Origin of the sequence: Salinicola sp. CPA57 (assembly GCF_003206035.1) — a bacterium.
Classification (GTDB): domain Bacteria; phylum Pseudomonadota; class Gammaproteobacteria; order Pseudomonadales; family Halomonadaceae; genus Salinicola; species Salinicola socius.
The window spans coordinates 311,873-331,174 of the sequence record NZ_PZJR01000003.1; the positions used below are offsets into that span (position 1 = coordinate 311,873).

Genomic DNA, 19,302 nt, shown 5'->3' on the forward strand with positions numbered 1-19,302 from the left:
TTACGCCGTTGATTCGGTCGAGGGACGAAACGCCTGCGCCGTCTGCTCCACGCCGATCACGCGTGCCGCCACCTGATTTCTGCCATGAGCCTTGCAGTCGTAGAGTGCCTGATCGGCGTGCGCAATCATGTCGTCGATGTCGATCAGCAAGCCATTGGGGCTGGTCACTACCCCGACACTGACGGTCACGACCTCCGCAACCGGCGAGTATTCGTGAGGTAGCCCCAGTGCCTGGATCATGCCGCGCATGGCATCGGCCAGCGCCCAGGCTTCCTCCTTGCCGGTGTGGATCAGCAGGACCAGAAACTCTTCGCCACCCAGGCGTACCACGACATCGGTTTCCCTGCGGAAAGTATCCCTGAGCACACCGGCGATATCGACGAGACACGCATCGCCTGCCGGATGACCATAGTGATCGTTGAATGCCTTGAAGTGATCGACATCGATCATCATCGCCGACACCGTACAGCTCAGGCGGCGACTGAGAGGCACGAGCATGTTGAGGCGACTTTCCAGCAGGCGCCGATTGCCAAGCCCGGTCAGCGGGTCGTTCAACGTCTGCTCCAGTAGCGCGGCGTTGTAACTCCTGGATTCTTCAATCAACTTTTGCAGTTGGCGTGCCAGCAGGCCCACGGCATCCGAGCGGCTGGTCAGATCCGGGGGCACCTGCCGCGAAGTGCTGGTGAAGTCATGCTCGAGGCGGACATGATCCGCGAGTCGTCTGATCGGCACCAGCAACCGGCGATCGAACAGCCAGACACTGGCTACCAGGCCGGTCAGCCCGCTGAAAAGGGTGGTCAGTACGACGATCGCGAACGGTCCGCCTGAGACGGCCAGCCAGGCTGCGCCCAACATCAGCAGCGAAGCGAAAAACCAGATGCCGGCCAACACCGCCAGCGTTCGGGTCAAGAAGTGACTTCGAGTTTTTGGCATATCTTGAGCCGGTGTCCTGATCATCGAAAATACGCCCTGTGCGGCCAGACAGGAGGAACTCGATTTCATTCCTGTCGGCTCCGAGTCTCCTATCCACTATCGACGACAGGAGGAAAAACTGTAGACACCTGGAAGAGCGCCAACCAATTAGATTTCATTGATGTAGTGGCCATTGTCCGGCGTTATTTGTTGACGGGAAATGCCAGTATCTGGTGCCGATGATGAAAGTATTCAATAGACATGGGGCTACTGGACAATGATGGGCCTGCCAGACGATAGTCCGGATGGCATTGTATGGCTGGATCGAGAGTCGTTAAAAAACAACCTCGGCATTGGCGTAGCGAAGGCCGTTAGTGTCCTGCCTCATTAACGAAGCCGCCGTTAAATAAATATTGGCAATCCGTTTGTTTTAAAAAAATCACTTCGATAAGACTTGCAAGTTTGTGGATATCGGCAATAATATCCACGCTTAAACCAATCCGCAACGGAACAACGAATGTCTCTACTCAGCGATTACGTCAAGAAAGAACAGCTCCTGAAGCAGCTTGAAGAAGAGCTGAAGCGCATGGAAGGTGACCAACGTCTGAAAGCCGAGCTCGAGTTCAAGGAGAAGCTCGAAGCATTGATGGCGGAATACGGCAAGACGACACGTGACGTCATTGAGTTGTTGAACCCCAAAGCCGACAACGCCCAGACCACGACGTCGCAGACCGGCTCAACGGGTAGCCGTCGCAAGCGTAAGCTCAAGATTTACAAGAACCCCACCACCGGGGAAGTGGTCGAAACGCGCGGTGGTAACCACAAGACCTTGAAAGTGTGGAAGGACGAGCACGGTAGCGACACCGTCGAATCCTGGGTCGTCAGAACGGAAGACTGAGCGCTTTTCTTTTCATCCCGCTCAGCCAAAAAAGAACCCTCCGTCGAGTCTCTCGGCGGAGGGTTCTGCGTTCCATAGACCTCGAATTTTTCAGCGCCAGGTGAGCATTGAGTGGCGATGGGACTCTCGCCGTATCACGCCTTGGAACTGATACCGCCAAATCCGTTATGCCGGGACTCGCCCCTGGGACCGTAGACGTTGCCGCCGATGGCGCGGTTCAGAAAATCGATGGCTTGCTGATTGTGTTCCAGCCGGGCGGAGATGATGTGGCCATTGAGGCGATTGGTTCGACGCACCTGTTCCGCCAGCGCACGAATTCGTTGCCATGCCTCATGCCCGCCTATCGCGAGGGCGAACTGCCCGGCCCCCTGACTGCCCGTGCCGAACCCCTGGGATTGCTGATGCTCCCGACGAAGGCTCTCGATCCGATCAAGCGCATCCAGCTGGCGCTGCTTGAGTGCGGCCAGTTCGCCAAGACGCTCCCCGTCCACTCTGCCTTCGCCGAGGCAACTGGCTTCGGCATCGAGCGTTTGCACAAGTGTCTGCAACAGAGTCTGCTGTTCGGCAATCAATTCAGCTGGCGTCATGCGGGAATCCTGCCATCAGGCCTGAAATAGAAGGAACCTGAAATAAAAGGAGCCTGATGTCACAGGCCCTGAAATCAGGTGATTAGGCACTGTCTGAAAACTGCCTGCGCTCGTCGACTTTTCAGACAGAACCTAGGACTTGTCCAGCATATCGCGAACGCTCTGGACCAGACCGTCGGCGATCTTGCCGGTATCGAGTTCGAGCCGGCCCTCGGAAATTGCCTGGCGAATCTCGTTGACACGAGCGGTATCGATATCTTCGCTCGCATCTCCCTTCGGGATCTGGCTCAACGTCGTCGTGGAGCCGGCCGAAGCTTTGGTGTCTTCCAGTGATTCGGCGCCTTTGCGCTGCTCGACGGGCTCGTTCTGCGTGGAGCGAGTCAGCGGCTGTGTCTGATCGATTTTCAAGGTCGTTACCTCATGGCTGTATGCACAATCCCGTGGTTGCTTACGTTATCGGCAAAAGCAGCGCGAGCTGAAAGAGATTCGAACGGAGTTTTGTTAAGAAATTTATCTGAGCAGATCAGATGTCGACACGCAGTCGGTCCTGACCTGTCACCGTTCCTTGGAGGATCTGGTTGTTCTCGGTCTTGAGGCGAATGGTACTGCCCAATCCGCCATTGTCCAGCGCCTCGACGCTGCGACTGACGCGAAACCCCTGACCGACGGCTGTCAGCACGACCGTATCGCCGCGTTTCACCATCCAGGGCTTTCTCAACATGTTGTCGGTCAAGGTCGCGCCATCCGGAATGCGTCGTGTGGCCACCATGCCGGACGCCTGATCCATGTTGTCGAGATAACCTCGGCGTAGCCGTGAAATCTCCGACTGTTGCCAGCCCAGCATCGCGGGATCGATACGCTGGCCGGAATCGATCGACTTGAGAGCCACCAGGTGGCGAACCGTCGCCGAAATCGTCGCCTGAAGATAGCGCGTCTGACTGCCGTCGTTACCGCAGTGGACGCCCACCGTCACCCGGCCCTGGGGCACGCCGGGACGGGGCAGAAACGGTTGCGGGTTGATGCAGTGTCCAAGATCGGCGGCGCTCTGCCGGATGTCGATCGTTACCTGATCGCCGAGTGAGGCGGTGCGCTGCTGGAGAAATCGCTCCACGCTGAGCGTGAGGGGGTCGCCTTGCTCGACGATGTTGTCGTCCGCGCGAGCGATCGAGGGTATCGGCAGTAGCGATAGCGCGAACAGGCAGGTCATCAGCGTTACGGCGGCGGCCCACAGCAGGCGTTGGATGTAGGGGCGATATCTCGATCGAAGGCGCTGCAAGGCTTCGGACGGGTCGTCACGCATGTCACGGATCTCGGCGGCGGTGAGTATCGCGGCGCTTCCCGCCAGGCGACGGAATTCTCCACATTGGGTAGCGATTGTAGAGATGCCCGACAACGAGCATTGCTGAAAATGGCGCGCAATTGACAGCTTGTTTACACGTTTGAAACGAACCGCCCGCCGCTATTCTCCATCCTGTCAAATTTCCAGCGAACGCCATCGAGGGGCACGGCATGTTCGACAAGTTGGATAACGCGCTGCGCTTTCAGCAGGAAGCCATCAATCTGCGCGCAGAGCGTCAACAGGTTCTGGCCAATAATATCGCCAACGCCGATACGCCCAATTTCAAGGCCCGAGACTTCGATTTTCGCACGGAGTTGAATCGGGTCATGGAGCAGGGACGCAGTGAATCTTCCGGCGGTTTGTCCTTGTCGCTGACATCGGCCCGCCATATTCCGGGGCACGCCGGCGGCGGATCGGGGGTTCATGACCTGCTCTACCGTGTGCCGGATCAGCCCAGTCTCGATGGCAACACCGTCGACATGGACCGGGAACGCTCGGCCTTCGCCGACAACTCGCTCCGCTATCAGGCGGATGTCACTTTCGTCAGTCGCAAGATTCAAGGCCTGAAGAAAGCCATGCAGTCGGAGTAATACGATGTCGATGTTCAGTGTATTCGAAATTTCCGGTTCGGCGCTGTCTGCCAATTCGCAGCGCATGAACGTCACGGCGAGCAATCTGGCGAACGCCGATAGCGTTGCCGGCCCGGACGGGCAGCCGTACCACGCCAGACAGGTGATGTTCCAGGCGATGAGTCAGCAGGGCGGAAGCGCGGGTGGCGTGCGCGTCAATGGGGTAGTCGAAGACAACACCACACCGTTGCGGCTGGAATATCGTCCCGGGCATCCGCTGGCCAACGATGAAGGCTACGTACAGATGCCCAATGTCGATCCGGTCAACGAAATGGTCGACATGATCGCCGCTTCCCGCTCATACCAGGCCAACGTCGAGGTCATGAATACCGCCAAGACGCTGATGACCAAAACACTCACCATCGGCGAAGGCTGATCGGTTTAGGGCACATCAAGGAGATGTCATGTCCAGTCCGGTGATTGGTAGCAGTACCCTAGCCAATATCAATGGCGCGGCCGCCAGCAGCAGTACCAAGGGGGTCGATTCCGGCAGCGAGCTTAACGAACGATTCATGACGCTGCTGGTCACCCAGTTGAAGAACCAGGATCCCACCAGTCCGATGGAAAACTCGGACATGACTGCTCAGTTGGCTCAGATCAACACCGTCAGCGGTATCGAGAAACTCAACGATAGCCTGTCCGCCATCACCGATCAGATCGACGCGGGTCAGGCGCTGCAGGCCACCGCATTGATCGGACAGGGCGTCATGGTGCCGGGCAACGAGATTCTGGTCGGCTCGACCGAGGGTTCCGACAGCGTGGTTACCACTCCGATCGGCGTGGAGCTGGATAGCGCCGTCGAGGATTTGCAGATCGATATTCGGGGCGCCAGTGGCGAGATCATCGACAGTTTCTCGACGGGACCGCTGAAAGCCGGCGTGCACAGCTTTACCTGGGATGGGAAGTTGGCCGACGGCACCAGTGTCACGCCCAACAGTACCTATACGGCATCCCTCACTGGCAGCGTGGGTGATGAGACCTACGCGCCGACAGCACTGAATTACGCCCTCGTCAACGGAGTGATTCAGGGCGCGAATGGACCAAAACTCGACTTGGGATACGCTCAGGATCCCGTGGCGCTCTCGGAAGTGCGCCAGATTCTCTGAGTAAGATCAGTACCGACACAGAACAGTTCTAGCGTACGCAACCGATAAACGCAGGGGATCAGTCATGGGTTTTTCACAAGCATTGAGCGGCGTCAACGCCGCGGCTCAGCAGTTGGATGTTATCGGCAACAACATATCCAACTCTCAGACCAAAGGGTTCAAGAGCGGCTCGGTGCAGTTTTCCGATGTCTTTGCCAACAGCGCCGTTGGTCTGGGTACCCGGGTTTCCGGCGTACTTCAGGACTTCAGCACCGGCAGTCTGGAAGCCACCGGCCGAAATCTGGATATCGCCATCAGCGGTGATGGCTTCCTGCGTTTTCAGCAGGAGGGCGAGGTCGGCTATTCGCGCAATGGCCAATTGACGATGACCGCCGACGGCTTCCTGGAAAATGCCCAGGGTGCGCGGCTGATGGGCTACGGGCTGGCAGATGCCGCCAACGTCAATTCCGGCGTCGTCGTCGGCGGCCAGCCGCAGGTGCTCAACATTCCGGCGGCGGACATGCCGGCCAGCGCGACCGGCGCGACGGGTACCGGGATCAACATTCAGCTCAACCTGGATGCATCCACGGTCGCCGATGACACCTCCACGACCGTGCTCTATGACAACCTGGCTGCCAAGACTGCCGAGGACACCACCCAGCAGACATCCATTGCTTATAACTACTCCACCAGCTTCACCGTCTACGACTCCCAGGGCGCACAGCACAACGCGACACTGTATTTCCAGAAGACCGGTGACAACGCTTGGAGTGCACGCACGGCACTGGATGGCGTGCTGACGGATCAGGAATTCCCGGCGACGTTCGATAGTGCCGGCAAGCTCGCGACGATCAATGGTCAGGACGCCACGGCCAACCCGGTCAACTGGCCGACGTTGTCCTTCGGCGCTAACGAGCTGGGCACTGGGGTGGATCCGATCAACGCCACCTTCAACATGGCGGGCAGTACCCAGTTCTCCGACGACTCGACGGTCAAGAGCCTGGCGCAGGACGGTTATTCGTCCGGGGCGCTGGTCGGTATCAGCTTCGCCGATGACGGTTCCGTCGTCGGCAGCTATGCCAACGAGAAGACGGTCAGCCTGGGCCAGATCGCACTGGCAACCTTCCGTAATCCTGAGGGCCTGACACCCTCCGGCGGCAACCTGTTCGCGGCGACGGCGGATTCCGGCAACGAACTGCTGGGTACCGCGGGCACCGGTACATTGGGGTCGATCGAGTCCGAGACGCTGGAAGCGTCAAACGTCGATCTGACCCAGGAACTGGTCAATCTGATCATTGCGCAGCGCAACTATCAGGCCAACACCAATTCCATTCGTACCCAGTCCGAAGTCATGGATCAGGTGGCGCAGCTGCGCTGATAGTTCGGTCGCCAACAGCAATGGCGTTGCCGGTCGCCGCATGGCCGGCAACGCGCTCCCTTCGACAAGCTCTGGTTCGCAAGGCTGACTTGAAAGGCTTCGGTCATGGATAGAATTCTTTATACCGCCGGCGGTGGTGCCAGCCAGACCATGGCGCAGCAATCGGTGGTCAACAACAACCTGGCCAACGTCAGCACGCCGGGTTTCCGAGGTGAGCTGATGGCGTTCCGCGCGGTGCCGGTGGAGGGCGAAGCGCGTCTGTCGACGCGTGTCGCTTCCATGATGACCACGCCTGGCGCCGACTTCACGGCCGGCAACATCAACACCACCGGGCGCAGTCTGGATGTGGCTCTGCAAGGCGACGATACCTGGCTGACGGTGCAGTCCCCGGAGGGCGGCGAAGCCTATACCCGTCGCGGCGATCTTCAGGTCGATTCCACCGGCTTGCTGACGTCGCTCGGCAATCCGGTTCTTTCCGACAATGGCCAGGCCATCGTGGTGCCCCTCGGCGGCGACGTGACGATCGCGCCGGATGGCTCGATCAGCGTGCTGGAGCCGGGTCAGAACCCCGACGCCGTGGCACCGCTGGCACGGCTCAAGATGGTTGCACCAGGCAACGACAACCTGGTGCGCGGCGAAGACGGCCTGTTTCGCATGACGCCGGCGCAAGGCCAGAATGTCGCGCCGCCGCTACCGGCCGATGATACCCGGCGCCTGGTTCCCGGTGCGCTCGAGGGCAGTAACGTCACTGCGACCGACGCGATGATTTCGATGATCGACAGCGCCCGACGTTACGACATGCATATGAAGGTGATCGAAAGCGCGGATGAGAACGAGCAACGCGCCAACAGTCTTCTTTCTCTGACCAGCTAACGTCAATTTCGACCAGCGGCGCCAGCCACCGCGCTTGCGCACCGACAGCGGGATTTTTGTCATGATCAAATCATTATGGACGGCCAAGACTGGCCTGGAATCGCAGCAGACCAAGCTGGACGTGATTTCCAACAACCTGGCCAACGTCTCGACCAATGGCTTCAAGCGGTCTCGTGCCGTCTTCGAAGATCTGCTGTATCAGAACGTGCGTCAGCCCGGCGCGCAGTCCTCGGTGGTCGATACGCTGCCTTCGGGCATGCAGGTAGGTACCGGTGTTCGCCCGGTCGCGACCGAGCGCCTGCACACGCAGGGTGGCCTGCAGAATACCGAGAACTCCCGCGACCTCGCGATCAACGGCAAGGGCTTCTTTGCCGTACAGATGCCGGATGGCACCACTGGCTATACCCGTGATGGCAGCTTTCAGGTCAACGAGAACGGCCAGCTGGTGACCGCCGGCGGTTACCCGGTCGATCCGCCGATCGTGATCCCCCAGAACGCGCTGTCGATCACGGTCAGCCAGGACGGCGCGGTGTCGGTGACTCAGCCGGGAACGTCTCAGAGCAACGCAGTGGGGCAGATGATGCTCTCCACGTTCATCAATCCGACCGGGCTGCAAAGCATTGGCCAGAACCTGTATCTGGAAACCGATGCCTCCGGACCACGTACCGACCTCAACCCCGGCCTGGATGGTGCTGGCAAGCTCTACCAGGGTTACGTGGAGACCTCCAACGTCAACGTGGTGGAGGAGATGGTGAGCATGATCGAGACGCAGCGGGCCTACGAGATCAATAGCAAGGCTGTCGAAACTTCCGATCAGATGCTGCAGCGTCTGACGCAGCTATAAACCGGGGAAGGCGCGTGTTGCTGACCGCAGAATTGGCCACGATGTGGCGAAGAGTGATCATGCTGGCAGGCTTGTGTCTGGTGTTGACCGCGACCGGCTGTGCCCAGATCCCGCGTCACTCCGTGGTCGAGGATTCGGCGCCGGTGGAGATTCCCTCGACCCCGCCCGTTCAGGCCAACGGCTCCATCTATCAGGCTCGATTCGGCTTCCAGCCGCTGTTCGAGGATCGTCGTCCGCGCCAGGTCGGCGACATCATTACCATCGTGCTCGACGAACAGGTCAGCGCCAGCAAGAATTCTGCCGCGAATGCCACGCGTAACGGCTCCGCGTCCTTTACGCCGACATTGCTGCCCAATGATCTCGATTTTCTCGATCGATATGCCAATGATATCGAGGGCGAGAACGTCTTCAACGGTGCCGGTGGCGCCAACGCCAACAACACCTTCACCGGGACGATTACCGTGACGGTCTACGACCTGCTGGCCAACGGAAATCTCAAGGTGAGAGGGGAAAAGCAGATCGCGATCAATCAGGGCACCGAGTACATCCGATTTTCCGGCGTGGTCAATCCCCGCGCGATCAGCGGTTCCAACACCGTGCAGTCGACTCAAGTCGCCGACGCCCGCATCGAATATATCGGTGATGGCTATATCAACGAAGCGCAGACCATGGGTTGGCTGCAGCGCTTCTTCCTCAACATCTCACCGTTCTGATGCCTATGTCGTCTCGTCTCTCATATCTTTCCCGGATGCGGTACTCGTCGCTGACGAAAACGTTGGTGCTGCTGTCGATGCTGCTGTTCAGCCTGAGCGCTCAGGCTCAGCGCATCGAGGATCTGGCCAACTTTTCCGGCGTGCGGGATAACCCGCTGGTCGGTTACGGCCTGGTAGTCGGACTCGATGGTACGGGCGACCAGACCACCCAGGCTCCGTTCACCGGCCAGAGTGTCACCAACCTGTTGTCGCAGCTGGGGGTCACGATTCCCGCTGGTACCAACATGCAGCTACGCAACGTGGCGGCGGTGATGGTGACGGCAAAACTGCCGCCGTTTTCGCGTCAGGGCCAGGAGATCGATGTCACCGTTTCGTCGGTCGGCAACGCCGACAGCCTGCGCGGCGGCACGCTGCTGATGACGCCGCTCAAGGGCGCCGACGGCCGCGTCTACGCGTTGGCCCAGGGCAATGTCTACGTGGGCGGGGCCGGGGCGGAAGCTGCAGGCAGCAGCGTTTCCGTGAATCACCTGTCTGCCGGACGCATTCCCGGTGGCGGTCTGGTCGAGCAGGAAGTGCCGATGCGTCTTGGCAACGCCAGCGGCACGCTGGATCTGTTTCTGAAGCAGTCCGACTTCGAGAACGCCCGACGCATGGTGACGGCAATCAATCAGGAGTTCGGAGCGCCGGTGGCGGCCGCGCTGGACGGGCGTACGGTGCAGTTGAAGTTGCCCGCCAATGACAACGATCGCGTCACCTTTCTGGCCCGCGTTCAGGGGGTGAACGTCACCACCGAGCGTGGCCCGGCCAGAGTCATTCTCAATGCGCGTACCGGGTCGGTGGTGCTGTCGGATACCGTCACGCTCAATCGTGCCGCGGTGGCTCACGGCAACCTGTCGATCGTCATCGATTCCAATCCTCAGGTCAGCCAGCCCAATGCGCTCGCCGGTGGCGACACCGTGGTAGTGCCCAACGCCGATATCACCGTTCAGCAGGAAGGCGGCGCGCTGCAGATGGTCGAGACCAGTGCCGATCTGATGGACGTGGTCAATGCCTTGAACGCGTTGGGCGCTTCGCCCCAGGATCTGATGTCGATTCTGCAGGCGTTGAAGTCCGCAGGCTCGCTCAACGCCGAACTGGATGTCATCTGATGGCGATCAGCAACGATCTCTCCGGCCAGTTCGCGCTCGACGTTCAGAGCGTGCAGAAGCTCAAATACAGCGCGGCCAACTCGCCGCAGGGCAGTCTCAAGGAGGCCTCGCGTCAGTTCGAGGCGGTCTTTTTGCAGATGATGCTGAAGAGCATGCGTGATGCCAGCCCCAAGTCCGGTCTGCTGCAGAGCGATCAGATGGACATGATGCGCTCCATGCAGGATCAGCAGTGGGCGCAGCAGCTCGCGGGCAAGGGTCTGGGGCTGGCCGATCAGTTGGTTCAGCAGCTGGAAGGCAGTGGCTTGCCGGGAACGGCAGCGCTTCCCGGCGCGGCTGCCTCCGAGGATACCTCGACCCTGATCGCCGGCATCCCGCGGGGAGCGCCGCGATTGCTGCACGGCGGGCTGCGCACGCCAGGGTTCATGCCGGAGCCGTTACGGCACGACATGCCAGGGGCGGGTATCGCCGGCAGCGGTGCGAGGTCCAATGAGTTTTCAGTCGCCTCTTCATCGGCGATGGCGCCTGCCGAAACCGATGACCGCCCGGCACACGTCCGCGCCTTTCTGGATAGCCTTGCCGGGCCTGCCAGGAAGGCTGAAGGTGCGTCGGGTGTGCCGGCCGAGCTGATTCTGGCGCAGGCCGCGCTCGAAACCGGGTGGGGCCAGCGTGAGATTCCCACGGCCAGCGGTGGCAACAGTCATAACCTGTTCGGCATCAAGGCCGGGCGGTCCTGGCAGGGGGCCACCACGGAAATCACCACCACCGAGTATGTCGACGGGCGGCCGATCAAGATGGCCGACCGCTTCCGCGTCTATGACTCCTATGCCGATGCCTTCACCGATTACGCTAGATTGATCGGTGATAACCCTCGCTACCAGGGCGTCGTGACCGCCTCCTCGCCGGATATGGCAGCGCAGGCATTGCAGCAGGGCGGCTATGCCACCGATCCGCGCTATGCCGAGAAGTTGCGTGGCATCATGGCCCAGTTGGGCACGCTCGACGCTTCGGCAGGTAGCAACCTGGTGGCGATGGCTGGCAACGGCGACAATCCATTCGGTCCTGACGACTTGCCTACCGCCATCTTCTGATCGCAGTAACAATTCGTTGCGAAATCGCTGTCCGCAAGGATCAAGAAGCGGCTTTCGCAGCCGATAAAAATCATAATCTTGCACGGACATCGCCACAGTCGTCATGGCGTTTCACGGGATAGCGATATGAGCCTGTTTTCGATTGGCCTGAGCGGTTTGAGCGCAGCGCAGAACGCGCTGTCGACCACCAGTAACAACATCAGCAACGTCTATACCGACGGCTATAGCCGCCAGTTGACGTTGCTGGGGCAGAACAGCAGTGGTGTGGGCGCTGGTGCCGGCGTCAGCGTCGATGGCATTCAGCGCCAGTACAACAGTTACATCAGTTCGCAGCTCAATCAGGTCAACAGCCGTCAGTCGGCACTGGAAACCTATCAGAGCCAGATCAATCAGATCGATGACCTGTTGGCGGATAGCGATTCCGGTCTGACCACCTTGATGCAGGGCTTTTTTTCCAGCGTCGAGGATCTGACCGGCGCACCGGCGGACGCCGCAGCGCGGGAAGGGCTGCTGGGCAGCTCTAACAGCATGGCGGCGCAGTTCCGAGCCTATGACGGCTACCTCAGCGACATGCGTGAGGGCATCAACGGTCAGATCGGTGACGTGGTGACACAGGTCAACAATCTCAGTGACCAGATCTCGAATCTCAACAAGCAGGTCACGCTGGCCCGCGCCCGAAGTGGCGAGGAGCCCAATGCGCTGCTGGATCAGCGCGACAAGCTGGTCAGTGATCTTGGCGAGCTGGTCGACGTCAATGTCCAGGTGCAGGACGGCTCGACCTACCAGGTCTCGCTATCCAATGGCATGCCGCTGGTCGCCGGTAACCAGTCGTTCGATCTGGTTGCTGTCAAGAGTAGCGACGATCCCTCCAGCACCACGATCGCCTATCAGGATGGCGCCGGTTCGCGCTCCCCGCTCAAGGAATCGGTCATCCAGGGCGGTGAGCTCGGCGGGCTGATGAGCTTTCGCAGCGAGACGCTGGACAGCGCCCAGAATCAACTGGGGCAGTTGGCGGTGACGTTGGCGGGGAGCTTCAATAAGCAGCATGAAGCCGGCCTGGATCTCAACGGGGATCCGGGCGAAGCCTTCTTCGATATCGGCAGCCCTACTGTCATCAGCCGTTCGACCAATACCGGCAGTGGTTCGATGAGCGCCGAGTATGGCGATGTCAGCGAGCTGACCGCGGACGACTATCGTCTGACCTATCAGGCGGATGGTTCCTACTCGGTCGAGAATCTGGGTAGCGGCGAGATCAGCACGATCTCCCCCGACGGCGACGGCAACCTGTCCGTCGCCGGGGTGACGCTAACGCCTGGTGGCAGCCCGGCCGAGGGCGATGTCTTCATGCTCCAGCCGACACGTCATGCGGCAGCCGGATTCGATGTGGCGTTGAGCGATACCAGCGAGATCGCGGCGGCGGCTGCCGACGGCGGCGGTAGCGGTGACAACCGCAACGCGCTGGCACTGCTCGATCTACAGAATCAGAAACTGGTCGGCGGCAGTGCCACCTTCAGCGGCGGTTACGCGTCGCTGGTCAGCGATGTCGGCAACCGTACAGCGATTACTCAGGCCAACCTCACTACCCAGGAAGGGTTGAGCGACCAGCTTTACGCCTATCAGCAGGCCGACTCGGGCGTGAATCTGGATGAGGAGTACGCCAATCTGTTGCAGTTTCAGCAGTACTTTTCAGCCAATGCCAAGGTTATCGAAGCCGGCTCGACCATCATGGATACCATCCTGGGTCTACGCTCCTGAGCGTTGCCGAAGGGTCATGATTGATCGATGTCGTCTTTGAGAAGCGTCGTTGAGAAGCGTCTTTATTGAATAGCCATTGAGCGCGTCGGTTTCGAGGCGCCTTCGAGGAGAGAGCCGTGCGTGTCAGCACCGTGATGATGTTCGAGCGCAGTGTCAGCTCGATGAACCGCCAGCAGAGCGCTTTCATGGAGGTCGGCGAACAGATCGCCTCCGGCAAGCGCGTCGTGCGGCCGTCAGATGACCCGCAAGCCGCCTCGCGGGCAGTCGGGGTGTCGCAGTCACTGGCCGCCAACGGTCAGCAGAGCGACAGTCGAATCACGGCGCGCAATTCGTTGAGCCAGGAGGAGAGCATTCTCGACAGCGTTTCCGACTCTCTGACGCGAGCCAAGGAGCTGCTGGTTCAGGCGGGTAACGGCACGCTGAGTGATGCTGACCGTCAGTCGATGGCGACAGAGATGCGAGGCGTCTACGAAGCGCTGCTGGGACAGGCCAATTCCACCGACGGTAACGGCAGTTACCTTTTTGGCGGCTACCAGGACGGTGCCGAGCCCTTCGTCAAGGATGTGTCCGGCGCCGTCCAATATGCCGGCTCCGATCAGGTTCGTGAGCAGAAGGTCGATTCCTCGCGACTCATGGAAGTCGGCAATACCGGTCGTGACGTGTTTCAGGCGGTGGCGGCAGGGTCCGGTTACTTGGCCAGGGCTGACAGCGGAAACAGTGGCAGCCTGACATTTACCGGCCCTAAGGTAACTGACACTACGGCTGACGGTTACGGCGATGATTATGCGATCTCGTTCAGCGATAACGGCGACGGGACTTTCGAATACACGATCAGCGGTGGTCCGAATGGCGACACCTCGGGCACCTACGATGGCACCAGTACCACGCTAGAATTCGGTGGCGTGCGTCTGACAATGGAAGGCGCGCCGGAAGGCGGAGATTCCCTCTCGGTAAGACCCGCCAGGAACATGAGTCCGGATGTCTTTACTACCTTCGAGAACATGCTCTCGGCGCTGGAAAATCCGCTCGATTCCGATGCCGACAAGGCCGCTTTTGCCAACACCCTGTCGACCTCCAGCCGGGAGATGGATAACGCGCTGGACAATGTGCTGACCGTCAGGGCATCAGTGGGTGCCCGGCTCAACGAGCTGGATACCCTAGATGCCGTGGGCAGCGATCGCGCGATCAGCTATACCCAGACTCAGAGTGATCTGATCGATCTGGACTACACCACGGCCATCTCGGATTACGTGCTGCGTCAGGTGGGATTGCAGGCTTCGCAGAAAGCATTCGTCGATCTTCAGGGGACGTCCCTGTTCGATCTGATGTGACGGACCGCCTCGGCCCGGGTCGAGATCGATAGCTGTTCGACATGAAGACGGGATAGGAAAGAAAGGGACGCATCCTGCAGGATGCGTCCCTTTCTGCATATGGGATATTGAAACGCTCTGTCGGTTCTCGATCTGCCGGCTCTCTATCTGCCGGTTCTCTATCGGATCGACATCGTGTGGGGCCATCGGCTCAAGGCGGCCCGGCCATCTGCTCGATCATGCCTTGCATGAAACGCAGCTGCTGACTGAAGAGATCGTTCCAGAAACCGCCCATGTCCGGAATCAAGACGGTCATCATGACCAGGCCCGCCGTCAGCGTCATTGGAAAGCCCACCGAGAAGATCGACAGCTGCGGTGACGCACGGTTGAGTATGCCCAGCGAGAGATTGATCAGCAGCAGTGCGGTAATGACGGGAATCGCCATCAGCAGCCCGGAGGAGAAGATCGTGCCGCCCCAGCGAGCCAGCGTTTCGGCAAAACTGGCGTCGATCGAGGTTGAACCGATCGGCAGCACCTCGAAGGTCCAGGCCAGAATCTCGATCGTGATCAGGTGACCGTCCAACGCCAGGAACATCAGCAGCGTCAGCAGTTCCAGCATGCGCGAAATCACCATGGTGTTGGTCCCGGCATCCGGTTGATAAAAAGTCGCGAATGCCAGGCCCATCTGCATGCTGATGAACTCACCTGCGGTCTGTACCACCGCAATCATGATCCGCAGCACCATCCCCATGGCGACGCCGATCAGGATCTGTTGCAGCATGAGGCCGAAGCTTTCCAGAGAGAACAGCGGAATCGCCGGCATTGGCGGTAACGCGGGCGCGATGGCAATCGCGATGCCGGCGCCGAACAATGCCTTCACTGGCGTCGGCACGCTGGGCAGGCTCCATAGCGGCGAGGCCATGAAGAAGGCGAGAATGCGGACCGTCGGCCAGAAGAACAGTTGCAGCCAACCCAGCCACTGGGCGGAGGTGATGTCGATCATCGGGGGCGTTGACGCCTCAACTCACCATTTGCGGGATGTTCTGCAGCAGCTCCCGGGTGAAATTGACCAACAGCTGGATCATCCAGGCGCCGGACACGATCAACATGGCGAAGACGCCCAGGATCTTGGGAATGAACGACAGCGTCATTTCGTTGATCTGGGTCGCAGCCTGGAACAGGCTGACCAGCAGCCCGATCAGCAACGCGGTCAACAGCAGCGGGGCGGCCATCATCAGGGTCACTTTCATGCCCTGATAGGCCAGGCTCATTACCATTTCGGGAGACATTGCTCACCTCCGGGCGGCTGCAGGGCTGCGGCCGGGGATGCCGTGCATGCCTGCGCGATTCATGAGAGATAGAAACTCTGCGTCAGCGAGCCGATCAGCAGCTGCCAGCCGTCGACCAGCACGAACAGCATCAGCTTGAACGGCAGCGAGATCGTCGCCGGCGGCACCATCATCATCCCTAGTGCCATCAATACGCTGGCGACGACCAGGTCGATGATCAGAAACGGGATGAAGATCGTGAAGCCGATCTGGAAAGCCGTCTTCAGTTCGCTGGTGACATAAGCCGGCACCAGTATCCGCATCGGCACATCTTCCGGTCCCTGCATCTCGCCGATATCGGCGATGCGGGCAAACATTGCCAGATCGGCTTGCCGGGTTTGGGCGAACATGAACTCGCGGAAGGGCTGGCTACCCCGATCCAGAGCTTCTTCCATGGAAATTTGTTCGGCCGAGAACGGTTGCCAGGCTTCGTCATAGACCCGGTCGAGCACCGGCGACATGACAAAGAATGTCAGGAAAAGAGCGAGCCCGAGTAGAACCTGGGTGGGTGGGGCGGAAGGCGTGCTCATGGCGGTGCGCAGCAAGCCCAGCACGATGATGATCCGGGTAAAGCAGGTCATCATCAGCAGCATCGCCGGCAGAAAGGCGAGTGAGGACAGGAACAGCAGGGTCTGCAGACTCAACGACCAGCGCTGCCCGCCATCGGGCATCGGTTCGCTGACGATGCCGGAAAGCGCCTGAGCGCTGGCCCACTGGCTGACCATCAAAGTCCCAAGGGCCAACAGCGCGATCAGGACGCCACGCGATTTGTGTCGAGTCGCTGATCGAGGCACGGTCCGCGACGCTGTCATCATCGCTGCCATAGCCACTACGAATCGGCCCCGTCATCGTCGCGGGAATCGACGTTCCCGGGTTGCGAGGCGCGGCGTCCGAGCGGGTTCCGAACGCCGCGATCACGTGAGCCCACGGCATTCTGCTTGAGTGCCTGCCCCAGGCGACTGGCGAAAGAGCCGGTCAGCGGTGAAGAATCCGGCGCTGCAGGCGGGGCGGGCGGTGGCGCCATGCTTTCCAGCTTGGTGACCTGGCCGCCGCCGACCCCCAGCACCAGCCAGCGATCGTCGACCTCGACGATGACCACGCGCTCACGCTGGCCAACCGGGGTGCTGGCGACGACACGCAGATGCTGCGTACCCGCGCGTCGATTGGGGCCGAGACGCTTCAGCAGCCAGGCGCAGCCCAGAATGATCGCCACCACGATCAGCAGTGACACGGCGGTCTTGCCCATCATCAGGAGACCGATGCTGTCGCTGCCGGCACCGGCCGTCTGGGTCACCTGCCGTAGCGGTTCGTCGTTCATCGGTTCAGTTTCTGAACACGCTCGGACGGCGTGATGATTTCGGTGATCCGAATGCCGTACTTGTCTTCCACCACGACGACTTCGCCCTGCGCGATGAGATAGCCGTTGATCAGAATATCCATCGGCTCGCCGGCCAGACCATCCAGCTCGACGACCGAGCCCTGGGCCAGTTCGAGTAGCTGTTTGATGGTGATGCGTGTTCTGCCCAGTTCGACCGATAGCTTGACCGGGATGTCCATGACGACTCCCAGATCCCGAGACTGGCGTGCGTTGCCGCTGCCCTGATCGAAGGACTGGAACACCCCCATCTCGGCCGCGCGGGACTCACCGGAGTTCGCCGTGGCGGTAGGTCGGGTATCCGCCACGGGCTCGCTTGCAGTCGCAGGCTCGTCGGCGCCGGATTCATCGGCCTCGGGCTCGACGCCCTGTTCCGCCATGGCCGCCGCCCACAGGTCCTCAGCGTCTTCTTGGCTGTTAGCGGTATTCTCGGAAGATCCCTTCTGGGATCCCGGCTTCTGATCATCACTCATTGTCGAAGTCCTTCATGGCGGTGTACGTACCATGGTCAATAAGATGCTTTACCCGTAGCGCGCGTTGACCTTGTCGGGTCCCGTATTCGCAGGCCATGACCGGGACACCATCGACACGCACGTCGATGGCTCTGGGCAGATCGATGGGGAGAACGTCTCCGACCTCCAGCGACAGCACGTCGCCGATGGTCGAAGAGATTTCGGCAAAATCGGCGATCAGTTCGACCTGGGTCTGCTTGATCTCGCCTGCCATACGCGATTCCCACTGGGTATCGTCGCTATCGAGCGCACCGATCGGGCTGGACAGGATGTCCCGGATCGGTTCGATCATGGAAAACGGAATGCAGATGTTGAAGTCGCTGGCCAGATTGCCGACCTCGAGATGAAACGTGCTGTTGACGACGATCTCGTTCGGCGAATTGGTGATATTGGCGAAACGGACCTGCATCTCCGAGCGCATGTAGTCGATCTCCAGCGGATAGATCGACTTCCAGGCGTCGCTGTAACCTTCCAGGGCCAATGACATCAGGCGCTGGATGATGCGCTGCTCGGTGGCGGTGAACTCGCGACCGTCGGATTTGGTCAGGAATCTGCCGTCACCACCGAATAGATTGTCCACCACCATGAAGACCAGACCCGGCGGAAACACCAGCAGCGCGGTACCCTTGAGCGGCTTGAGACTGATCAGATTGAGGTTGGTGGGGACCGGCAGGTTGCGCGCGAACTCGCTGTAGCTCTGATAACGCACGCCGGAGACCGTGATATCCGCGCTGCGCCGGATCAAGTTGAACAAGGCCACCCGGAAGAGGCGCGCGAAGCGCTCGTTGATGATATCCAGTGACTGCAGACGCTCGCGAATGACCCGATGCTGGTTGGCCGGATCGAACGGTCGTGTGCGACGGTCACCCTGGGTGTCGTCGGCTGGCTTGTCGTCATCGCCGCTGACGCCGTTGAGAAGGGCGTCGATCTCTTCTTGCGACAGTAGATCGTCTTGGGACATGGTTGGCCTGGCGTCCGCTTACTGCACGATGAAATCGGAGAACAGCACGTCATCGATGGATAACGTCGGCTGTGGCGTCGTGATCGGCTCGTCGAACAGCCCGAGGATCTGCTGTTTCAACTGAACCTTGCCCTCGGGTTTGATCAGCTCCTGCGCACTCTTGCCGGACAGGAGCATCAGCAGACGGCTGCGGACCTCCGGCATGTGCTGGGTCAGAAACGCGCTGGTTGCGTCATCGCTGACACGTAGCGACAGCCCGACGTAAAGCAGACGGTCACCGTAGTCACTCTGCAAGTTGACGGTGAATGGCTGGATGGTGACGAAGATCGGTATCGGCGGTTCGCTCGGGGCCTGGTCGACCGTAGCGCCAGCTTCGGTGTCGTCGCGAGCATCGAGGAAAAAGTACACGGCGACCGAACTGGCAACTGCCAGCAGCACGAGGAGGAGTCCCACCAGTAGCATGGGTCGTTTTTTACGAGGTGCGGCCATTGCTTCTGCCATTACGGATCATCTCTGAAAGTTGCAGCGGAGTATGCGGTGCCAGGGGGTGTTGCGATCGACGGAAAA

General features: G+C 60.1%; 23 protein-coding genes. 12 read left to right on the plus strand and 11 right to left on the minus strand.

Going from position 1 to position 19,302, the window contains the following annotated elements; all coding sequences use genetic code 11:
- Window positions 1–909, minus strand: coding sequence for a sensor domain-containing diguanylate cyclase (locus DOM36_RS03690; protein ID WP_075568815.1), 909 nt, complete (start codon window positions 907–909; stop codon window positions 1–3).
- A gap of 520 nt (window positions 910–1,429) precedes the next feature.
- On the opposite strand from DOM36_RS03690, the gene DOM36_RS03695 reads away from it, so the two are divergent.
- Window positions 1,430–1,810 carry a histone-like nucleoid-structuring protein, MvaT/MvaU family gene (locus tag DOM36_RS03695; RefSeq protein ID WP_075568814.1) on the plus strand — a complete coding sequence of 127 codons (381 nt, stop codon included), beginning with the start codon at window positions 1,430–1,432 and terminating at the stop codon, window positions 1,808–1,810.
- Window positions 1,811–1,944: 134 nt separating this feature from the next.
- Here DOM36_RS03695 and DOM36_RS03700 read toward each other — a convergent pair whose 3' ends face one another.
- From DOM36_RS03700 to flgA, 3 genes are all read right to left on the minus strand, one after another.
- The gene (locus tag DOM36_RS03700) at window positions 1,945–2,397 is read right to left on the minus strand and encodes a flagellar protein FlgN (protein ID WP_075568813.1); all 453 of its coding nucleotides are present in this window, start codon (window positions 2,395–2,397) and stop codon (window positions 1,945–1,947) included.
- A gap of 132 nt (window positions 2,398–2,529) precedes the next feature.
- Window positions 2,530–2,805, minus strand: coding sequence for a flagellar biosynthesis anti-sigma factor FlgM (gene flgM, locus DOM36_RS03705; RefSeq protein ID WP_075568812.1), 276 nt, complete (start codon window positions 2,803–2,805; stop codon window positions 2,530–2,532).
- Between the two features lie 115 nt (window positions 2,806–2,920).
- Entirely contained in the window at window positions 2,921–3,697 is a 777-nt protein-coding gene (gene flgA, locus DOM36_RS03710) for a flagellar basal body P-ring formation chaperone FlgA (protein WP_075568811.1), read from the minus strand.
- Window positions 3,698–3,906: 209 nt separating this feature from the next.
- Between flgA and flgB the strand changes: the two genes are divergently transcribed.
- The 11 genes from flgB (at window position 3,907) to flgL (ending at window position 14,580) form a co-directional block, all read left to right on the plus strand.
- Window positions 3,907–4,326, plus strand: a complete 420-nt coding sequence (gene flgB / locus DOM36_RS03715) for a flagellar basal body rod protein FlgB (RefSeq protein ID WP_075568810.1) — start codon at window positions 3,907–3,909, stop codon at window positions 4,324–4,326.
- Window positions 4,327–4,330: 4 nt separating this feature from the next.
- On the plus strand, window positions 4,331–4,741 hold the full coding sequence (gene flgC, locus DOM36_RS03720) for a flagellar basal body rod protein FlgC (RefSeq protein ID WP_075568809.1): 411 nt from the start codon (window positions 4,331–4,333) through the stop codon (window positions 4,739–4,741).
- A gap of 28 nt (window positions 4,742–4,769) precedes the next feature.
- On the plus strand, window positions 4,770–5,471 hold the full coding sequence (locus DOM36_RS03725; protein ID WP_110641407.1) for a flagellar hook assembly protein FlgD: 702 nt from the start codon (window positions 4,770–4,772) through the stop codon (window positions 5,469–5,471).
- 64 nt (window positions 5,472–5,535) lie between these two features.
- Entirely contained in the window at window positions 5,536–6,828 is a 1,293-nt protein-coding gene (flgE, locus tag DOM36_RS03730) for a flagellar hook protein FlgE (protein WP_110641409.1), read from the plus strand.
- A 105-nt stretch (window positions 6,829–6,933) separates the two neighbouring features.
- Window positions 6,934–7,701, plus strand: a complete 768-nt coding sequence (locus DOM36_RS03735) for a flagellar basal body rod protein FlgF (RefSeq protein ID WP_075568806.1) — start codon at window positions 6,934–6,936, stop codon at window positions 7,699–7,701.
- 61 nt (window positions 7,702–7,762) lie between these two features.
- Window positions 7,763–8,545 carry a flagellar basal-body rod protein FlgG gene (flgG, locus tag DOM36_RS03740; RefSeq protein ID WP_075568805.1) on the plus strand — a complete coding sequence of 261 codons (783 nt, stop codon included), beginning with the start codon at window positions 7,763–7,765 and terminating at the stop codon, window positions 8,543–8,545.
- Window positions 8,546–8,586: 41 nt separating this feature from the next.
- The gene (locus tag DOM36_RS03745) at window positions 8,587–9,258 is read left to right on the plus strand and encodes a flagellar basal body L-ring protein FlgH (protein ID WP_075568899.1); all 672 of its coding nucleotides are present in this window, start codon (window positions 8,587–8,589) and stop codon (window positions 9,256–9,258) included.
- Window positions 9,259–9,335: 77 nt separating this feature from the next.
- On the plus strand, window positions 9,336–10,406 hold the full coding sequence (locus DOM36_RS03750) for a flagellar basal body P-ring protein FlgI (RefSeq protein WP_279626528.1): 1,071 nt from the start codon (window positions 9,336–9,338) through the stop codon (window positions 10,404–10,406).
- Window positions 10,406–11,494 carry a flagellar assembly peptidoglycan hydrolase FlgJ gene (gene flgJ / locus DOM36_RS03755; protein WP_110641413.1) on the plus strand — a complete coding sequence of 363 codons (1,089 nt, stop codon included), beginning with the start codon at window positions 10,406–10,408 and terminating at the stop codon, window positions 11,492–11,494. Before DOM36_RS03750 ends, flgJ begins: the two co-directional genes overlap by 1 nt.
- Window positions 11,495–11,620: 126 nt before the next feature.
- The gene (flgK, locus tag DOM36_RS03760; RefSeq protein WP_075568802.1) at window positions 11,621–13,249 is read left to right on the plus strand and encodes a flagellar hook-associated protein FlgK; all 1,629 of its coding nucleotides are present in this window, start codon (window positions 11,621–11,623) and stop codon (window positions 13,247–13,249) included.
- Between the two features lie 116 nt (window positions 13,250–13,365).
- Window positions 13,366–14,580, plus strand: coding sequence for a flagellar hook-associated protein FlgL (flgL, locus tag DOM36_RS03765; protein ID WP_110641415.1), 1,215 nt, complete (start codon window positions 13,366–13,368; stop codon window positions 14,578–14,580).
- A gap of 190 nt (window positions 14,581–14,770) precedes the next feature.
- Here the strand turns inward: flgL and fliR are convergent, their stop codons facing one another.
- From fliR to fliL, 7 genes are all read right to left on the minus strand, one after another.
- Entirely contained in the window at window positions 14,771–15,562 is a 792-nt protein-coding gene (gene fliR / locus DOM36_RS03770; protein WP_075568800.1) for a flagellar biosynthetic protein FliR, read from the minus strand.
- A 16-nt stretch (window positions 15,563–15,578) separates the two neighbouring features.
- Entirely contained in the window at window positions 15,579–15,848 is a 270-nt protein-coding gene (gene fliQ, locus DOM36_RS03775) for a flagellar biosynthesis protein FliQ (protein WP_075568799.1), read from the minus strand.
- Window positions 15,849–15,907: 59 nt separating this feature from the next.
- On the minus strand, window positions 15,908–16,612 hold the full coding sequence (fliP, locus tag DOM36_RS03780) for a flagellar type III secretion system pore protein FliP (protein ID WP_075568898.1): 705 nt from the start codon (window positions 16,610–16,612) through the stop codon (window positions 15,908–15,910).
- A 104-nt stretch (window positions 16,613–16,716) separates the two neighbouring features.
- Window positions 16,717–17,205, minus strand: coding sequence for a flagellar biosynthetic protein FliO (gene fliO / locus DOM36_RS03785; protein WP_110641417.1), 489 nt, complete (start codon window positions 17,203–17,205; stop codon window positions 16,717–16,719).
- Window positions 17,202–17,735 (minus strand): flagellar motor switch protein FliN, encoded by a 534-nt coding sequence (gene fliN / locus DOM36_RS03790; RefSeq protein WP_110641419.1) that lies wholly within the window; start codon window positions 17,733–17,735, stop codon window positions 17,202–17,204. The genes fliO and fliN overlap by 4 nt, the downstream gene beginning before the upstream one ends.
- Window positions 17,728–18,735 (minus strand): flagellar motor switch protein FliM, encoded by a 1,008-nt coding sequence (gene fliM, locus DOM36_RS03795; RefSeq protein ID WP_075568796.1) that lies wholly within the window; start codon window positions 18,733–18,735, stop codon window positions 17,728–17,730. Before fliM ends, fliN begins: the two co-directional genes overlap by 8 nt.
- 18 nt (window positions 18,736–18,753) lie before the next feature.
- Complete coding sequence (fliL, locus tag DOM36_RS03800) at window positions 18,754–19,236, minus strand: flagellar basal body-associated protein FliL (RefSeq protein ID WP_075568795.1); 483 nt, start codon at window positions 19,234–19,236, stop codon at window positions 18,754–18,756.
- Between the last annotated feature and the right edge of the window lie 66 nt (window positions 19,237–19,302).

Bases quoted from the DNA above. Each gene is read 5' to 3' on its own strand.
- DOM36_RS03695 (WP_075568814.1), top strand. From the start codon at position 1,430: ATGTCTCTACTCAGCGATTACGTCAAGAAAGAACAGCTCCTGAAGCAG.
- DOM36_RS03700 (WP_075568813.1), bottom strand. From the start codon at position 2,397: ATGACGCCAGCTGAATTGATTGCCGAACAGCAGACTCTGTTGCAGACA.
- flgA (WP_075568811.1), bottom strand. From the start codon at position 3,697: ATGCGTGACGACCCGTCCGAAGCCTTGCAGCGCCTTCGATCGAGATAT.
- flgB (WP_075568810.1), top strand. From the start codon at position 3,907: ATGTTCGACAAGTTGGATAACGCGCTGCGCTTTCAGCAGGAAGCCATC.
- flgC (WP_075568809.1), top strand. From the start codon at position 4,331: ATGTCGATGTTCAGTGTATTCGAAATTTCCGGTTCGGCGCTGTCTGCC.
- DOM36_RS03725 (WP_110641407.1), top strand. From the start codon at position 4,770: ATGTCCAGTCCGGTGATTGGTAGCAGTACCCTAGCCAATATCAATGGC.
- flgE (WP_110641409.1), top strand. From the start codon at position 5,536: ATGGGTTTTTCACAAGCATTGAGCGGCGTCAACGCCGCGGCTCAGCAG.
- DOM36_RS03735 (WP_075568806.1), top strand. From the start codon at position 6,934: ATGGATAGAATTCTTTATACCGCCGGCGGTGGTGCCAGCCAGACCATG.
- flgG (WP_075568805.1), top strand. From the start codon at position 7,763: ATGATCAAATCATTATGGACGGCCAAGACTGGCCTGGAATCGCAGCAG.
- DOM36_RS03745 (WP_075568899.1), top strand. From the start codon at position 8,587: ATGTGGCGAAGAGTGATCATGCTGGCAGGCTTGTGTCTGGTGTTGACC.
- DOM36_RS03750 (WP_279626528.1), top strand. From the start codon at position 9,336: ATGCTGCTGTTCAGCCTGAGCGCTCAGGCTCAGCGCATCGAGGATCTG.
- flgJ (WP_110641413.1), top strand. From the start codon at position 10,406: ATGGCGATCAGCAACGATCTCTCCGGCCAGTTCGCGCTCGACGTTCAG.
- flgK (WP_075568802.1), top strand. From the start codon at position 11,621: ATGAGCCTGTTTTCGATTGGCCTGAGCGGTTTGAGCGCAGCGCAGAAC.
- fliR (WP_075568800.1), bottom strand. From the start codon at position 15,562: ATGATCGACATCACCTCCGCCCAGTGGCTGGGTTGGCTGCAACTGTTC.
- fliQ (WP_075568799.1), bottom strand. From the start codon at position 15,848: ATGTCTCCCGAAATGGTAATGAGCCTGGCCTATCAGGGCATGAAAGTG.
- fliP (WP_075568898.1), bottom strand. From the start codon at position 16,612: ATGGTCAGCCAGTGGGCCAGCGCTCAGGCGCTTTCCGGCATCGTCAGC.
- fliO (WP_110641417.1), bottom strand. From the start codon at position 17,205: ATGAACGACGAACCGCTACGGCAGGTGACCCAGACGGCCGGTGCCGGC.
- fliN (WP_110641419.1), bottom strand. From the start codon at position 17,735: ATGAGTGATGATCAGAAGCCGGGATCCCAGAAGGGATCTTCCGAGAAT.
- fliM (WP_075568796.1), bottom strand. From the start codon at position 18,735: ATGTCCCAAGACGATCTACTGTCGCAAGAAGAGATCGACGCCCTTCTC.
- fliL (WP_075568795.1), bottom strand. From the start codon at position 19,236: ATGGCAGAAGCAATGGCCGCACCTCGTAAAAAACGACCCATGCTACTG.